The following is a 16,773-nucleotide window of genomic DNA, read 5'->3' on the forward strand; positions in this document are numbered from 1 at the left end:
CCTGTGCGGGTTTTCTTTTGCCCGGTGAACTGTACAGATTTCACTGACTCTCAAGCAGCGACACGGCTAAGCTGAAGCCTTGTATTCCCTGCCACCTGCCAAGAAGAAGTGAATCACCACCATGGGTCGAGTTGTTGCTGCTGCGGTGTACAGCGCAGGCAAGAAAGTCACCAATATTACCCTCGACGAAGGCGCTGCCTGGGCCGCGAAAACCGGTCACTTTGTCTGGATCGGCCTGGAAGAGCCGGACGCTCAAGAGCTTTCCAATCTGCAACGTCAGTTCAACCTGCACGAACTGGCCATTGAAGATGCCCTGGAAAAACATAGCCGACCGAAGCTGGAAACCTTTGGCGACGCTTTGTTTATCGTCACCTATTCGCCCATCCGCGAAAACGGCGTTCTGCAATTTATCGAGACGCACATCTTTGCCGGCAAGGGCTACATCATCACCGCGCGTAACGGTCACTCGGCGTCCTACGCGCATGTCCGCCAACGTTGTGAGGCGCGTCCGCTGCTGCTGGAGCATGGGGAAGATTTCGTACTTTATGCGCTGCTGGATTTCGTCATCGAGAACTACCAACCAGTGGGCGAAGCCATTCATGCCGAAATCGATGAACTGGAACGCAACGTGTTGTGTAGCGCGTTGAATGAACGCGACATTCAGAAGCTGCATGGCTTGCGCCGCGATGTCGTGCGCCTGCGCCGGTACGCGGCGCCGATGGTGGAGATTGGCGAGGAACTGCAGAAACTGAGTTTCCCGTTTATCGACAAGAACATGCGCCCGTACTTCCGCGATGTGCAGATCCACGTCACGCGACAGATGGAAGACCTGAGCACTCTGGCCGACATCGCCAGCCAGACCATCGAGATCGGTGTGTTGCTCGAGGCTTCACGGCAAAGCGTGGTGCAGCGCAAGTTTGCTGCCTGGGCGGCGATCCTGGCGTTTCCGACGGCGGTGGCGGGGATTTACGGGATGAACTTCCAGAACATGCCGGAGTTGAGTTGGCACTACGGATATTTCGGCGTGCTGGGGTTTATTGCGGTGGGATGTGTAAGTTTGTGGGCGAGCTTCAAGAAATCCGGGTGGTTGTAGCGCAGACCGAATTGTCTGGAACATTCGCGAGCAGGCTCGCTCCCACACTGATCGATGGCGCACCGAACATCCAATGTGGGAGCTAGCCTGCTCGCGAAGCTTTTGGCCTTAGACAGTTTCTGGCTTATGCGCCACAAAACGCATCATCCACTCCGCAACCGTCGCACCATGGTGTTCCTGCTCAAGACTGGCCACGCCCTTGGTGTAGATCTGCGAACCCAACGCTTCCTGACGCAGATCCAGCAGCGCCCGCGAATAATCGTGGATAAATTCCGGATGCCCCTGGAAGCACAGCACCTGATCGTTGATGTGATAGGCCGCGAACGGGCAGAAATCGCTGGATGCAATAACCGTCGCGTTTTCCGGCAGCGCTGTGACCTGATCCTGGTGGCTGATCAGCAGCGTCAACTCTTCGCGTACCGGGCTCATCCATGGCGCCTTGGCTGCCAGTTTGTAATTGTGGGTGCCAACACCCCAACCTTGCGTGGCGCGCTCGCTCTTGCCACCGAGCAGCAGCGCCAGCAGTTGATGGCCGAAGCACACGCCGAGCAGTTTGTCGCCACGCTCGTAACGAGTCAGCAGATATTCCTTGAGGGTCTGGATCCACGGATCAGTACCGAACGAGTCAGCCTTGCTGCCGGTGACCAGGTACGCGTCGAAGGTTTGGTTGTCGCTCGGATATTCGCCCTGCATCACGTTGTAGACAGTGAACTCGGCAGCAATCGGTTGCTGCGAGAACAGGCGCTGGAACATCTGCCCATAACCCTGATATTGATCGACCAGTTCCGGACGCAGGATGTCGGTTTCCAGAATGCAGATGCGTAGCGACATAAAAAATACCTGACACGTGATGGGAATAATGAACACCCCAGAGCCTGCCTTGAAACACCCTGGCAAGGCAAGCCCCGGAATGCTCGTTGCCCTTAGAACATTTCACCTTTTGCCGCTTTATCCAGCAGCAACGCTGGCGGCGCGAAACGCTCGCCATATTGCTCGGCCAGATACTGCGCGCGAGCAACGAAATCCTTCACCCCGTACTGGTTGATGAACTGCAAGGCGCCACCGGTCCACGGCGCAAATCCGATGCCGAAGATCGAACCGATATTGGCGTCCGCCGTCGAGGTCAATACGCCCTCTTCCACGCAGCGCACGGTTTCGATGGCTTGCACAAACAACAGTCGATCACGCACGTCTTTGGGCGAAATCTGCCCGTCGACCTGCTCGAAACGCGCCTCCAGTTCGGGCCACAAATGTTTCTGTCCACCGGCCGGATAATCGTAAAAGCCGCCACCCGCCGCTTTGCCCGGGCGCTTGTATTCATTGAGCAGCAAGTCAATCACGGCGAAGGCCGGGTGCTCAATCAGCGATTTCCCTTCTGCCTGTAGGTCCTTGGCAGTTTGCTGACGGATATGGCTCATCAGGCTGAGGGAAACTTCGTCGGAGATCGCCAGAGGCCCGACCGGCATGCCGGCCTTGCGCGCCTCGGTTTCGATCATCGGCGCACTCACGCCCTCGCCAAGCATGGCGATGCCTTCGTTGGTGAAGGTGCCGAAGACGCGTGAAGTAAAGAAGCCGCGACTGTCGTTGACGACGATCGGGGTTTTCTTGATTTGCAGGACGAAATCAAAACCTCGGGCAAGCGTTTCATCGGTGGTCTGTGCCCCTTTGATGATTTCCACCAGCGGCATTTTTTCCACCGGACTGAAGAAATGCAGGCCGATGAATTTGCCAGGATCAGGCACAGCCTTTGCCAGACCGGTGATAGGCAACGTCGAAGTATTGGAAGCGATGACGGCTTCGGCGCCAACCACTTGCTGGGCGGCAGAGGAAACCCTAGCCTTGAGATCGCGATCTTCGAACACCGCTTCGATGATCAGATCGCATCCCGCGAGGTCCGCATCACTTTCGCACGGCTTGATCCGCGCCAACACCTCATCACGCTTCGCAGCATCCATCTGTCCGCGAGCGACTTTCTTGTCCAGCAACGCCGCAGAATGTGCTTTGCCTTTTTCGGCGGCAGCCAGATTGACGTCCTTGAGCACCACTTCAATACCCGACGAAGCACTGACAAACGCAATCCCCGCGCCCATCATCCCAGCGCCAAGCACGCCGACCTTTTGCGTCTTATAAGGCACAAAGCCCTGCGGCCGCGAACCACCGGCGTTGATCTCATTGAGTTGAAACCAGAACGTGCCGATCAGGTTTTTCGAGATCTGCCCGGTGGTCAGTTCGGTGAAGTAACGGGTTTCGATCAGGTGCGCGGTGTCGAAATCGACCTGAGCGCCCTCGACTGCCGCGCAGAGGATTTTCTCCGGCGCCGGCATTGTCCCTTGGGTCTTGCTGCGCAGAATCGACGGCGCAATCGCCAGCATCTGCGCGACTTTCGGATTCGACGGCGTGCCGCCCGGAATCTGATAACCCTTCACATCCCATCGCTGCACTGCCGTCGGATTGGCAACGATCCAGGCGCGCGCCTTGGCCAGCAATTCATCGCGATCCGCCGCCAGTTCATCAATCAACCCCGCCTGCAACGCCTGTTGCGGACGTACTTTCTTGCCTTCGAGCAAATACGGCAGCGCTTTCTCGATCCCGAGCATGCGCACCATGCGCACCACTCCGCCGCCGCCCGGCAACAGGCCGAGAGTCACTTCCGGCAGACCGAGCTGCACCGATGCATCGTCCAGCGCCACGCGATGATGACAGGCGAGGCAGATTTCCCAACCGCCGCCCAACGCCGCGCCGTTGATCGCCGCGACCACCGGTTTGCCAAGGGTCTCCAGGGTGCGTAACTGCGCTTTGAGGGTCAGCACCATGTCGTAGAAGGCTTTGGCTTCGGGCTTGCCGATCTTGATCAGCTCCTTAAGGTCGCCGCCGGCAAAGAAGGTTTTCTTCGCCGAGGTGATGATGACCCCGGCAATCTGGTCTTTTTCAGTCACCAGACGGGCAACGCAAGCGGCCATGGCCTCGCGGTACACAGCGTTCATGGTGTTGGCGCTCTGGCCCGGCATGTCGATGGTCAGCACGACGATAGCGTCCTGGCCTTTTTCGTAACGAATGGCTTCGCTCATAACAAGGTTCCTTGGATTCGGGCTCAGAGGCGTTCGATGATGGTCGCAATGCCCATGCCGCCGCCGACGCACAGCGTCGCCAGGCCATAGCGCAGGCGTCGCGCTTCCAGCTCATCGAGCAAGGTACCGAGGATCGCGCAACCGGTCGCGCCCAGCGGGTGGCCCATGGCGATGGAGCCGCCGTTGACATTGACCTTGTCGGGGTCGACTGCCATGTCCTTGATGAACTTCAGCACCACCGAAGCGAACGCTTCGTTGACCTCAAACAGATCGATGTCTTCAACGCGCAACCCGGCCTTGGCCAGTGCCTTGCGCGTCGCCGGCGCAGGGCCGGTGAGCATGATGGTCGGGTCGGTGCTGGTGACCGCCGTGGCGACGATGCGCGCCCGAGGTTGCAAGCCCAGCGCCCGTCCCTTCGCTTCTGAGCCGATCAGCATCAGCGCCGCACCGTCGACGATCCCGGAACTGTTACCCGGTGTGTGCACGTGATTGATTCGCTCGACATGGCTGTAGACCCGCAACGCCGTGGCGTCGAAGCCCATCTGCCCGATCATTTCGAAACTCGGCTTGAGCTTGCCCAAGCCTTCCAGAGTCGACTCGGCACGAATGAACTCATCATGATCGAGCAGGATGATGCCGTTCTGGTCCTGCACCGGCACCAGCGACTTGTTGAACGAGCCGTCAGCCCGGGCCCGCGCGGCCTTCTGTTGCGAGTGTAAGGCGTAGGCATCGACGTCCTGACGACTGAAGCCTTCCAGCGTGGCGATCAGGTCAGCGCCAACCCCTTGCGGGGTGAAGTGGCTGTGCAGGTTGGTCTGCGGGTCCAGTGCCCAGGCGCCGCCATCGCTGCCCATCGGCACCCGCGACATCGACTCGACACCACCGACCACCACCAGGTCTTCGAAGCCCGAACGCACTTTCATTGCGCCGAGGTTGACCGCTTCGAGTCCCGAGGCGCAGAAACGGTTGATCTGCACGCCCGCGACGCTGACGTCCCAATCGGCCACTTGCACGGCGGTTTTGGCGATGTCCGAGCCTTGATCGCCAATCGGCGTCACGCAGCCGATCACTACGTCATCGACCTGACTGGTGTCCAGCGCGGTGCGCGCTTGCAGCGCGGTCAGCAGACCGGCCAGCAGATTCACCGGTTTGACGCTGTGCAGGGCGCCATCGGCCTTGCCTCTGCCACGGGGCGTGCGTAACGCATCGAATATCAAAGCTTGGGTCATGTCGTCCTCGAACCTGTGCGGTGAGTGATTTCTTGTACCTTCACTCTTGGCCCAAGCCGTCATCGTTTCAATGACCACAGTGCTCAATACACTTGACGCACACGCTCAGACGGACGGTCATCAAAGGCCGGGTGAACCGGTTCAGGTCAGCGAGTTGTCTAGCCAGCGGGCGGCAAAGAAGCTGGCAATACGCCTCATGCTTTTTTAATCGCGATTTTCAGTAACTCCATATGAAATGGATCTAAGGCAAGCGTGACGCGGGCCCTAAGGTAGTACATGTACGTCAGGGTCGTCGGGTTTTGCCGAGGCCTACGTTCTTCAACAGGAAGTGCAGCGCTCGCCGTCATGGATATGCAGGCAAGCATCAGGAAATAACAATAAAGGCGGTCAAGCCATGTTCAAACAACCGAAAGTTCGTCAAGCAGGGCTCATTCTTTTCGCCACGACGCTGTTGTTGATTTTGCCGAATCTGACCAAGGTCATCGGCTGAATCGAGCGGCAGGTGCTGTTTATCGCCACTGAAAATGTGACTGGCCCGCTACCCGGGCCAGCGTGGCTGTGCCAACCTTGGCGCACTCCCACGACATGGACGGCGATCATTTGAAAGCGCTCATTGTGTTCGGGGCCATGCTGCTGAGCATGCCCTTGTCTGCCGCTCAGTTGAACTTACAACTGGGTACAAACAGCCGCACCTGGCAGACCGAGGAATTGCTCAAGCATCCTCAAGTGCAAACCCTCACGATCAAAAACGATGTGTCCTATAAAAAGGACATGACCTATCGCGTCGTGCCTGTGGCTGCGCTGCTGACCGGGATAAAACCGCAAGATCATCTGCAAGCGGTGGCACTGGACGGGTTTGCTGCAGAACTGGCCGCTGCGCCACTGCTTAACCGCGACGGCGCACGGGCCTGGCTGGCCATCGAAGATCCGGCGCAGCCGTGGCCAGCACTGTCGGAAGGCAAGCACAGCGCCGGGCCGTTCTATCTGGTCTGGAGCGATCCGCAAGCCGGCAATATCAGCCCGGAGCAATGGCCATTCCAGGTCGCGAGCATCAAGCGCATGGCACCAGTGGCCGAGCGCTTTCCTGCCCTTCTGCCGGATTCTGCGTTGAAAGCGGATGACCCTGTGAACCTGGGATTTGCGCTGTTTCAGAAAAACTGTCTGGCGTGTCACCGGTTGAACGGTGCGGGGGATGCGCAGTTCGGGCCGGATCTGAATATTCCGTATAACCCGACCGAGTACTTCGGCGCGGATTTCCTCAAGCGTTACATTCGTGATCCGCAGAGTTTGCGTCAGTGGCCGCAGGCGAAGATGCCGGGGTTTTCGGTAGAGGTGTTGCCGGAGGGGGATCTGGAAATGCTTGTGGGGTATCTCCAGCACATGGCCGGACGCAAAGTTAAGCCCTGAGCACATTTCCTTGTAGGAGTGAGCCTGCTCGCGATAGCGGTGTATCAGTCAGCACATTTGTAACTGACAGACCGCTATCGCGAGCAGGCTCGCTCCCACAGGAGTACGGCGTTTACTGTTGTTGTACGGAGATGACTGGCGTCGGCGAGACAAATACCTTCGCGTGCATCTGCTCACACCCGCCGCCCCGGCGCATGCCGCGCACCGGGCAGGCATCCAGATAATCCAGACCCACCGCCAGTTTCAAGTGCCGCTCCGGCCGCGCCAGTTGATTGGTCACGTCAAAGCTGTACCAGGCGTCATCCAGCCATGCTTCTGCCCAGGCGTGGCTGGCGAGATGTTCGCAATCCTCGCTGTACAAGTACCCCGACACATAACGCGACGGAATCCCGAGACTACGTGCACAAGCCAGAAACGCGTGAGCATGATCCTGGCAAACACCCGCACGCCCGGCGAAGGCCTCAGCGGCGCTGGTATCGACCTCGGTGGATCCCGGCGTGTAAGTCATGTGTTGATTCAAACCGTGCATAAGATCAATCAGCGCGGTGCGATCCCGCCGTTGCTTGCAGGACCTCTCGGCAAACGCGCGCAAGGCCTCGTCCGCCTCGGTCAAGCGAGTAAAGCGCAGGAACGGCAGCGCCGACTGGCTCTCATGCTCGGCCTCGCGCAGTTCGTCGATATCAACCTGCCCGCGCGCGCCGATGATGATCGCTTCGTGCGGTTCATCCATGGTCAGCACATGCAGGATATTGCCGAACGGATCGAGTTGCGCACGCACCGGGCGCGGCAGGTCGAGCTGCCAGCTCAACACGTGCTGACGCTCGCTGTCGTGGGGTGTCAGCCGCAGGTACTGGATGCTCGCCCGCACCTGATCTTCGTAGTGATAGGTGGTTTCGTGGCTTATGGAAAGTCTCATGCAGCCTCCAGGTATGAACTGTGAATGGCGTTACCCAACTGGCGCACCAGCGGGATGAATTCGGTCAGCCAGGCGTGCAGGCCTTCCTCGAGAATTTCGTTGATGCCGGTGTAACGCAGGCGCGCGTCCATCTCTGCCGCCAGACGTTGCGCCGGACGACCGTTGGCACCGGGCAGTTGCGCGAGGATCTGATCAATCTCTTCGGTGCAGGCACGCAGTGAGCGCGGTACATCGGCGCGCAACAGCAGCAACTCGGCGACGTGACGGGCGCCGGGCGCATCGCGGTAGATTTCGGTGTAGGCCTCAAAGGAAGACAACGCACGCAGCAAGGCACTCCACTGATAATAGGCGTGGGCAGTGCCGTCGCTGACCGCTTCGGCCTGATCACCGGCCATTTCATAACGGGCATCGAGCAGTCGCAAGGTGTTGTCCGCGCGCTCGATAAACGTCCCGAGACGAATGAAACGAAACGCATCGTTGCGCATGATCGTGCCGTACGACGCACCACGGAACAGGTGTGAACGTTCCTTGATCCACTCGCAGAAACGGCTCATTCCATAGCGACTGAGACCCTGTTCGGCGATCCCGCGAATCTCCAACCATGTCGAATTGATGTTCTCCCACATATCCGCCGTGATGCGCCCACGCACCGCATGGGCGCTGGCCCGCGCCGCGCCGAGGCAGCTGTAAATGCTCGCCGGGTTGGCGGCGTCGAGGGCAAAAAAGTGCAGCAGGCGTTCGGCATGCAGCGCGCCGTGACGCTCCAGATAATCGTCGAGGGTGCCAGTGATGAGCAGCGGCATGGCGAGTTCGTGCAGACCGTCACCACGGCCGTCCTGCGGCATCAGCGACAGCGAATAACTGATGTCGAGCATCCGTGCGAGGTTTTCCGCCCGCTCCAGGTAACGCGACATCCAATACAGATCCGAGGCAGTTCTACTTAACATGGCAAGCTTCCTTCAATCCTCGACCACCCAGGTGTCCTTGGTTCCGCCGCCCTGGGAGGAATTCACCACCAGGGAGCCTTCGCGCAGTGCCACACGGGTCAAACCGCCAGGCACCACGCGGGTTTCGCGCCCGGACAAGACAAATGGACGCAAGTCGATATGGCGCGGGGCGATGCCGTTTTCGACAAAGGTCGGACAGGTCGACAGCGACAGCGTCGGTTGCGCAATGTATGCGTGCGGCTTGGCTTTGATGCGCTCGCGGAAGGCGTCGATTTCGGCCTTCGTCGATGCTGGCCCCACCAACATCCCGTAACCACCCGAGCCTTGGGTTTCCTTGACCACCAGATCTGGAAGATTGGCCAGGACATGGGAAAGTTCAGACGGGTTGCGGCATTGCCAGGTCGGCACGTTCTTCAGGATCGGTTCTTCGTCGAGGTAAAAACGGATCATGTCGGTGACAAACGGATACACCGATTTGTCGTCCGCCACGCCGGTACCGATGGCGTTGGCCAGCACCACGTTGCCCGAGCGATAGGACGACAGCAGCCCCGGCACACCAAGCATCGAATCAGGATTGAACGCCAGTGGATCGAGGAACGCATCGTCGAGGCGGCGGTAGATCACGTCCACCGCTTTCGGGCCGTCAGTGGTGCGCATGAAAACCTTGTCGTCACGCACGAACAGATCCGCACCCTCGACCAGCTCCACGCCCATTTCCCGCGCCAAAAAAGCGTGCTCGAAGAACGCACTATTGAAGCGCCCCGGCGTCAGCACCACCACGCTTGGGTCATCGATCGGACTTGAGCTTTTCAGGGTATCGAGCAACAGGTTCGGGTAGTGATCGATCGGCGCAATGCGCTGGGCGGCGAACAGCTCCGGGAACAGGCGCATCATCATCTTGCGGTCTTCGAGCATGTAGCTAACGCCGCTCGGCGTGCGCAGGTTGTCTTCGAGCACGTAATACGTGCCGTCGCCATCACGCACCAGATCGACGCCGGAGATGTGCGAATAGATATCGCGGTGCAGATCCAGGCCTTGCATCGCCAACTGGTATTGCTCGTTGGCCAGCACCTGTTCGGCGGGAATGATCCCGGCCTTGATGATGCGCTGCTCGTGATAGAGGTCGGCGAGAAACATGTTCAACGCTTTGACGCGCTGGATGCAGCCGCGCTCGACGATCCGCCATTCACTGGCAGGGATGCTGCGCGGAATGGTGTCGAAAGGAATCAGGCGCTCGGTGCCCTGCTCGTCGCCGTAGAGCGTGAAGGTAATGCCGGCGCGATGGAACAGCAGATCGGCCTCGCGTCGCCGTTGAGCCAGCAGTTCGTCAGGCGTGTCGGCCAGCCAGCGGGCGAACTCCCGATAATGCGGGCGAACCTGGCCGCCGGCATCGTACATCTCATCAAAATAGGTGCGGATCATGCCGTACTCCTTGTCACCCGGACATACAGGCCTTCGCAAGGCCCGTGCCATCGGCATAAACGCTTTGATTTCAATCGGTTGGAAATACACGCCGCAGGCACCGCACCATTCCTGTGCGGCAAATGCCCCAACCGGATTGCCCCCGCTTCATTGCGACGCACTGCATCGCCTATCACCAGCATAGTCAGAGTTGATTTCACTGCCCGGCGCTGCCTGCGGATAATCCGCGCATTCGCTGCAAAACTTCCGCGTGCACAGCGCCGCGAAGTCGCCAGCTCAACTGATCTGGACTGCCCTCGCAGCCCGCCCCGCTGTAACCCTGACCGGTTTCCTCTCCTTGTCGGTCTTCCCTTTTAGCCACCCTCTCCGGTGGCTCTTTTTTGCCTCGGTTTCTTGTTTCAGGGTTTTGCCACGGCGCTTTGCGTACGCCGGAAACGACAACGGCCAACCCGAAGGTCAGCCGTTGTTCAACCATTGAAATCAGAGATCAGTTCAAACGGTGGCGATTGCGCACCTCCTGCTTCACGCCCCAGCCTTCGATGATGCCGCCCAAAGGTTCAACCACGGCAGAGAATCCCTGCTCGAAGTCGCCGATATCGTCATACGTCGCGTACATCACTTTGCTCAATTCCAGCGCCCACGCACCGTCATCACGCACGCTGACCTGAGCATTGATGGATTCACCGCGAAATTTGCCTGCCGCCCTGCGCGCCCGCTCCTCGTCCGGGAAAATTGCGTAGAACTCGATGGGATGGAATCGGGAAAAATCGAAACCGCCTTCTTTCATGCGGCGCAGAACATTGCTGCTGATGTCTTCTTGATAGGCTGTGCTCATGAATCGTCCCCCTCGCATAGATGGATAGACTTTCCGTATTCCCGCCCCGGGCCTCTGGCCAAAGTACTACGGCAACGTGGTTGCACGCGGGAACAAGCATGTAGCTGACAAGACCAGACCTTAGCGATCCGTTCGCTGATCTCGCTTGCAGAGTAGCCCCAAGTTAGAGCCGCTGCCAAGGCCTGGTGTGAAAGGTGTCAGGAAGAATGTCAGACGGGAGTAATGCTGCGGATTTCGATGCTGTTCTGGGTTTTCAGGTTTTTCACGCCCGCATCGGCGGTGCGCCCTTCCAGATCGTTCAGGTCCAGTTCGGCGGCGACGGGCAGAAGCCGTGCCTTGATCAATCGAGCGGCCTCATCGTCGCTGGGGCATTCCGCGCGCTCGAACACCTCATCGACAATTTCACCATGATCGTCCACGAAAGTGACTTTCCACTTTTGCATCGGTGCCTCCTCGATCAAACCCGCAAATGGGCTTACACCTATCTCGACTGTGTACGCCGAAAGTTGGTTCAAAAGGATTACAGCGGGCAAAGATGAAAAAAACGACATCTATCGTGGGGGGCAAACAAATGTGGGAGCGAGCCGGCTCCCACAGGGGAGTTGCAGTGTTCTTTTAGTCGTTGCTTGGCTTGTTGATCGCCTGCAGCACGTATTGCGGCAAGGCGAAGGCGCCGATGTGGATTTCCGGGTTGTAGTAGCGGGTAACGATGCCGCTGCCGATGAAGCGCTGTTGCAGGGTTTCACGGCTGAGCTTGCGGTAGGCCGGGTTGGTCGAGCCCCACGCAAATGTCATCGAGCCGCCGATGTAGGTCGGTACGGCCGCCTGATAGAAGTGCCAGTCCGGGAACAGGCTGTTGAGGCGACCGGCGGTGGTTTTCACTTCGTCGATCTGCATGAACGGCGTGCCGTTCTGGGTCACGAGGATGCCGCCCTCGTTCAGGCAGCGGTGGCAGGCCTGATAGAAGTTTTCCGAGAACAGCACTTCGCCCGGGCCGATCGGGTCGGTGGAGTCGGAGATGATCACGTCGAATTTTTCCGTGGTGGTGGCGACGAAACGCATGCCGTCGTCGATCACCAGGTTCAGACGTGGATCGTCGTAGGCGCCGCTGGAGTGGTTCGGCAGGAACTCTTTGCACATGTCGACCACGGTGCCGTCGATCTCGACCATGGTGATGTGCTCGACACCGGCGTGCTTGGTCACTTCGCGCAACATGCCGCCGTCACCGCCACCGATGATCAGCACGCGCTTGGCACTGCCGTGAGCGAGGATCGGCACGTGGGTGAGCATTTCGTGGTAGATGAATTCGTCGGCTTCGGTGGTCTGGATCACGCCGTCCAGCGCCATGACACGGCCCATACGCGGGTTCTGGAAGATCACCAGGTGCTGGTGTTCGGTGCGCACTTCGTGCAGCAGTTTTTCCATGCGAAAACGCTGGCCGTAGCCTTCGTAGAGGGTTTCCAGGTACTCGCTGGTTTTGGTGACGGTCATGGTCAAGTGCTCCGATGAATGCGCGGGCGCCAATCGTGGGGACGATTGCCCGGGAAAGGCGCGCATTCTACGTTGCCGAAGATGACAGGTCGAACCTCACTTCATCGGCAAACCATAATCCCTTGTAGGAGTGAGCCTGCTCGCGATAGCGGTTTTTCAGTCACTGACTCATTGACTGGAAAATAGCTATCGCTAGCAGGCTCACTCCTACAGGGTATTGCGGTGTTCTCGGGATCGGGTCAGATCCGCACGTTGCCGCGCGGCCCGGCGATCGCCCAGATGATCAGGCCCAGCACTGGCAGGAGGATGATCAGCAACACCCAGACGATTTTCATCCCGGTGGTCGCGCCGCTTTTCAGCACATTGATGATGGCCCAGATGTCGAGGGCAAGGATGATCAGGCCAATCAGACCGTTGAACGTGGAACCCATGGTGTCGCTCCAGAATAGTGGCATGCACTTTTAGGATAGACGGTCGCGCGCAGGGTTCCCTTTTATTACGTTCAGACGTGAACGGCGATCTTCAAGGCTTCCAGCGAAGGCGCGGCGGCGATGCCGACTTCGGCGCACAGTTCCAGCACCCGAGGCACGTCGTTGCCGAAAACCAACACCATTTGCAATTCGTCGTCGAGCAATTGGCTGAAGTTCATCAGCGTGTAGCCGCCGTTTTCCTTGTTCATGCTGCTCATCTGCACCTGGATGCGGTTGAGTGCGACCAGCGCTTCGGTCTTGGCCAATTGCTTGGGCTTGAGGTTGAAATCCACGCCTGGGCCGAACGAGGCGACGATCTGCGCGAACAGGTCGCCATAGGTGTCTGCCTGGAACAGCACGGTTTCCGGCAAGCTACCGACCACGACCCACTCGCCCAGCGGGATCGGGAAGGTGTCGTCGTAGTTGATGTCGGGGTTGGCTGCCAGAAAAGCATCGGCATCGGCGTAGGCCTGTGCCGCTTCGTCGGCGACTTTCACGATCTCGTCCTCGCCCATGCAGCCGGAGCTGATTTTGCTGATGAGTTCGACGAGTGCAGCTTTCATGAGGGCGGATCCTGTGGCGAAGGTGAATTTCGAGGGCGCGAAGGATAGCGCATTCTCTCCTTCGCCACAGTCCATCAGAAGGGATTTCAACCCGACAGCTTTTCCAACTGAGCAGTGGTATCAACCGCGCCCATCGTCCGGGCCGCGTCGAGTGCAGTCACGCCATTGGCGTCCTTGGCCTGCGCGTTGGCGCCTTTGCTGATCAGGTATTCAACGATTTCAACACGGTTGAACATCGCTGCCATCATCAGCGCCGTACGCCCGTCAAATGACGAGCCCTCAATCTCGGCACCCGCCTCGACCAGCGCCTTGACCACTGCCAGATCACCTTTGAACGCCGCACCGGCAATCGGACTCTGGCCGTTGCCATTGCGCATTTCCGGGTCGGCCTTGTGTTTAAGCAGCACTTGCACCGCATCCACATGGCCGTAGTAGCTGGCCAGCATCAGCAATGTGTCGCCCTTGCTGTTTTTCAGGTTCACCGGCAAACCGGCCGTGACCAGACGATCAAGCATCTCGGCATCACCGTCGCGCGCCTTGTTGAAAACCTGCTCGGTGAATTCGGCAGCTTCTTCAGGGGTCATCTGGCGGCTTTGGTCGGACATGGTGCAACTCCACTTTCGGTCAATCGGAAAGCCGACAGTTTCCCGAGCGAGACGCTGGCTGTCACCCCCTTTTTCTCAAGTCGCGCCATAGCCAGATTCAATAACGATGCTTGCCCTGATGAATTTCCGCCAACACTTCGTCGGTGACTCGTACGTAAGTCTGCGTGCCGGGCAGCCAAGCGTAAATCGGGTCATCGCTGGTCTGGCCGGGGTCGAAGCCTTCATTTTTCAATCGGGTTTTCTGGTATTTGAAGGTACCGGTGGTTTCCATTTTTACCTTCACCCGCAGGAACAACGGCACCGCGTAGGCCGGCATACGTTCGCGGGCAAAGGTCAGCAACTCGGCGAAATCCAGCGTCGCCAGGGACTCCGCCGGCGTGATAGCCGCCATCCCGGCACGGCCGTTGGTATTGCGAATTTCCACCCCATAGGCCACCGCTTCGGAGATGTGCGGGTGTTGCAGCAACAGGTTTTCGACTTCAGTGGTCGAGACGTTTTCGCCCTTCCAGCGATAGGTATCACCGAGTCGATCAACAAATTGTGCGTGGCCGAAACCGATGTTGCGCAGCAGATCACCGGTGTTGAAAAAGCGATCGCCTTTGCTAAACACGTCGTGAAGGACAACTTTGGCGGTTTTTTGCGGATCGGTGTAGCCATCCAGCGGCGCCTTTTCGTCGATTCGCGCCAGCAGCAAGCCCTGCTCGCCCTTGCCGACCTTGCGCATGAAACCGTCGGCACCGCGCAGCGGCTCTCCGCTGTCATGATCGTAAGCCACCAGCTCCCAAGCCATCAGCGAGAAGCCAATGGTGTTGTCGAAGTTGAGGATGTTGGTAAAACCAATGTTGCCGTCGCTCGCCGCGTACAGCTCACAGATGTGCTCGACGGCAAAGCGCGTCTTGAACTCAGCCCAGGCGCCGGGGCGCAAGCCATTGCCGATCATCTTGCGCACCTCGTGGCGGCTGTCATCGGCGCTGGCCGGTTGATCGACCAGATAGCGGCACAACTCGCCGACGTAACCGATGGTCGTCGCGCGATAACGACGCACGTCGTTCCAGAACTGGCTGGCGCTGAACTTGCGACGAATCGCGAAGCCCGAGGCGCCGTTGACTGCCGAGCCCCAGCACACGCAAAGACCGGTGGCGTGATACAGCGGCAAGGTGCAGTAGACGACATCGTCGGGGCCCATGTTGAGGGCGATCATGCCGAAACTGGCGGAGCTGCGCATCCAGCGCCCGTGCTTGAACACCCCGGCCTTGGGCAGGCCGGTGGTGCCGGAGGTGTAAATGTAGAAACACGGATCGTCGAAAAACACCTGCTGACTGCTCGGCGGATTATCACTGGCGGCGTCGGCACTGGCGCTGATCAGATTGACGTAGCCTTCGGGCGCAATGCCCGGATGGCTATAGGTGTCCTGATCGGCGACAAACCAGGTGCGCGGCGTGGTAATCGCCACTTGCTCGCGAATCGCCGCATACGCCGGAAGCAGTTCTTCGCCGACGACAATTGCCACCGGCGCCACCAGATTCACACTGTGGATCAGCGTGTCGCGAGTCTGCGAGGTATTGAGCAGAGCACTGACCGCGCCGACCTTGGCCAGCGCCAGAATGGTCACCAGCAACTCCGGGCGGTTTTCGATAAACACCGCGACCACGTCGCCCTTGCCGATGCCCTGCCCGTTCAGATAATGAGCAATGCGGTTGGCCCACTGATTGACCTGCGAATAGGTCAGCGATACATCGCCCTGCAATAACGCCGGCCCCTCGGGATTGCGCAGTGTCGCTTGCTCGAACGTCCAGCCAAGGCCACAGCTTTGGGTCGGATCCGTGACGTTGGCCACCTTCATGCCCTTGACCACCCGAGGGATAGCTTTGGCGATCATCGGCAGTTTGCGGAGCATCATGCCCCAGGTAATCGTGTCGCTTGGCGCGTGGCTCATAAAAGCTCCCCGTCCGACCTTGGCGTGCAGGTCGATGTTTTTATTTTTCGGGCTTTGGCTTGCAGTAACCGACGCGTGCGAGCGCGGGTCGAGATCGAAAATACGTCAGCGCTTCTCAGACTGTACACGCGGTTTTTGCAATGTTTTGTATCCGCTGATCGGCCGAGGGCGGCGATGATCATCGGGTAAGCGATTGGTTCCGTTGTTTCGATAACGATCCCGCAAAATGCAGGATGCACGATGGCCATTCATGCAGTTTGCACGACGACCTGAATTTTCATTATTTATAACTAATTGATTTATAACGATAATTTTATTTTTAAATGCTGGCACAATCACTGCAACCTCCTTTGCATGCTTGCCATTCAAGTGCATACGGAGCTGAAAGACATGAGCCTGATCCAAGAAAAATTTACCTCCCTGTTCTCCAACTTCGACGTCACCACTGCGCCACGTCCCGATGGCGGGATCCTGCTGACTCTGCGCAGCAGCGACGGCAAAGTGTTTAAACGCGCACTGACTTATCAACAACTGCATGCCGGCGACCAACTGTCGTGGGCGATCAGTGCAATTCGCCGCGACCTGGCTGAACAGGCCAGTGAACTGCCGCAAATTGCCATGCTGCAGAGCCAGCAGCGTTTTGCCCTGCCGACTTATCACTCGCTGTAACTTCTAAAGCGCTTTAAACAAAACAGGCCGTGGAGCTCTCGCTTCACGGCCTGTTTTTTTATGCGCGATCTCCATCGCGATCGCGAACTCTTTGTAGGAGCTGCGGAACGCTGCGATCTTTT

The 16,773-nt window shown here is 58.6% G+C and carries 17 protein-coding genes; 3 read left to right on the forward strand and 14 right to left on the reverse strand.

Going from position 1 to position 16,773, the window contains the following annotated elements:
- Positions 1 to 121 precede the first annotated feature (121 nt).
- Positions 122 to 1,093, forward strand: coding sequence for a magnesium and cobalt transport protein CorA (locus ACI514_RS16355; RefSeq protein ID WP_134175048.1), 972 nt, complete (start codon positions 122 to 124; stop codon positions 1,091 to 1,093).
- Between the two features lie 108 nt (positions 1,094 to 1,201).
- On the opposite strand, the gene ACI514_RS16360 is transcribed toward ACI514_RS16355, so the two are convergent.
- The 3 genes from ACI514_RS16360 to ACI514_RS16370 all read right to left on the reverse strand — a co-directional run bounded on the left by ACI514_RS16360 (position 1,202) and on the right by ACI514_RS16370 (position 5,390).
- The gene (locus tag ACI514_RS16360; protein ID WP_160057021.1) at positions 1,202 to 1,924 is read right to left on the reverse strand and encodes an amidotransferase; all 723 of its coding nucleotides are present in this window, start codon (positions 1,922 to 1,924) and stop codon (positions 1,202 to 1,204) included.
- Positions 1,925 to 2,016: 92 nt separating this feature from the next.
- Positions 2,017 to 4,161, reverse strand: coding sequence for a 3-hydroxyacyl-CoA dehydrogenase NAD-binding domain-containing protein (locus ACI514_RS16365; RefSeq protein WP_405122034.1), 2,145 nt, complete (start codon positions 4,159 to 4,161; stop codon positions 2,017 to 2,019).
- Positions 4,162 to 4,184: 23 nt separating this feature from the next.
- Entirely contained in the window at positions 4,185 to 5,390 is a 1,206-nt protein-coding gene (locus ACI514_RS16370; protein ID WP_405122035.1) for an acetyl-CoA C-acetyltransferase, read from the reverse strand.
- Between the two features lie 585 nt (positions 5,391 to 5,975).
- On the opposite strand from ACI514_RS16370, the gene ACI514_RS16375 reads away from it, so the two are divergent.
- The gene (locus ACI514_RS16375; protein ID WP_160060064.1) at positions 5,976 to 6,797 is read left to right on the forward strand and encodes a cytochrome c; all 822 of its coding nucleotides are present in this window, start codon (positions 5,976 to 5,978) and stop codon (positions 6,795 to 6,797) included.
- 112 nt (positions 6,798 to 6,909) lie between these two features.
- Here ACI514_RS16375 and ACI514_RS16380 read toward each other — a convergent pair whose 3' ends face one another.
- From ACI514_RS16380 to ACI514_RS16430, 11 genes are all read right to left on the reverse strand, one after another.
- Positions 6,910 to 7,713, reverse strand: coding sequence for a transglutaminase family protein (locus tag ACI514_RS16380; RefSeq protein WP_102901166.1), 804 nt, complete (start codon positions 7,711 to 7,713; stop codon positions 6,910 to 6,912).
- Positions 7,710 to 8,660, reverse strand: a complete 951-nt coding sequence (locus tag ACI514_RS16385) for an alpha-E domain-containing protein (RefSeq protein ID WP_016982907.1) — start codon at positions 8,658 to 8,660, stop codon at positions 7,710 to 7,712. Before ACI514_RS16385 ends, ACI514_RS16380 begins: the two co-directional genes overlap by 4 nt.
- Positions 8,661 to 8,672: 12 nt before the next feature.
- On the reverse strand, positions 8,673 to 10,082 hold the full coding sequence (locus ACI514_RS16390; protein ID WP_007914061.1) for a circularly permuted type 2 ATP-grasp protein: 1,410 nt from the start codon (positions 10,080 to 10,082) through the stop codon (positions 8,673 to 8,675).
- 487 nt (positions 10,083 to 10,569) lie between these two features.
- Entirely contained in the window at positions 10,570 to 10,917 is a 348-nt protein-coding gene (locus ACI514_RS16395) for a ribonuclease E inhibitor RraB (RefSeq protein ID WP_007914059.1), read from the reverse strand.
- Positions 10,918 to 11,126: 209 nt separating this feature from the next.
- Positions 11,127 to 11,360, reverse strand: coding sequence for a hypothetical protein (locus ACI514_RS16400; RefSeq protein ID WP_093441755.1), 234 nt, complete (start codon positions 11,358 to 11,360; stop codon positions 11,127 to 11,129).
- Positions 11,361 to 11,532: 172 nt separating this feature from the next.
- Positions 11,533 to 12,408, reverse strand: coding sequence for a polyamine aminopropyltransferase (gene speE, locus ACI514_RS16405; RefSeq protein ID WP_016982904.1), 876 nt, complete (start codon positions 12,406 to 12,408; stop codon positions 11,533 to 11,535).
- A gap of 239 nt (positions 12,409 to 12,647) precedes the next feature.
- Entirely contained in the window at positions 12,648 to 12,839 is a 192-nt protein-coding gene (locus ACI514_RS16410) for a PLDc N-terminal domain-containing protein (RefSeq protein ID WP_007914053.1), read from the reverse strand.
- 71 nt (positions 12,840 to 12,910) lie between these two features.
- Entirely contained in the window at positions 12,911 to 13,441 is a 531-nt protein-coding gene (locus ACI514_RS16415) for a hypothetical protein (protein WP_160057015.1), read from the reverse strand.
- Between the two features lie 86 nt (positions 13,442 to 13,527).
- A complete protein-coding gene (locus tag ACI514_RS16420) occupies positions 13,528 to 14,046 on the reverse strand; it encodes an ankyrin repeat domain-containing protein (RefSeq protein WP_160057013.1) in 519 nt (172 codons plus the stop codon).
- Positions 14,047 to 14,143: 97 nt separating this feature from the next.
- Positions 14,144 to 15,982, reverse strand: a complete 1,839-nt coding sequence (locus ACI514_RS16425) for a long-chain-acyl-CoA synthetase (RefSeq protein ID WP_160057011.1) — start codon at positions 15,980 to 15,982, stop codon at positions 14,144 to 14,146.
- Positions 15,983 to 16,087: 105 nt separating this feature from the next.
- Complete coding sequence (locus tag ACI514_RS16430) at positions 16,088 to 16,321, reverse strand: hypothetical protein (protein ID WP_160057009.1); 234 nt, start codon at positions 16,319 to 16,321, stop codon at positions 16,088 to 16,090.
- Between the two features lie 51 nt (positions 16,322 to 16,372).
- On the opposite strand from ACI514_RS16430, the gene ACI514_RS16435 reads away from it, so the two are divergent.
- Positions 16,373 to 16,651: a DUF3509 domain-containing protein gene (locus ACI514_RS16435; protein ID WP_008080936.1), complete on the forward strand. Its 279-nt coding sequence runs from the start codon at positions 16,373 to 16,375 to the stop codon at positions 16,649 to 16,651.
- Positions 16,652 to 16,773 lie beyond the last annotated feature (122 nt).

Source organism: Pseudomonas sp. M20, assembly GCF_045037865.1.
Classification (GTDB): Bacteria; Pseudomonadota; Gammaproteobacteria; order Pseudomonadales; family Pseudomonadaceae; genus Aquipseudomonas.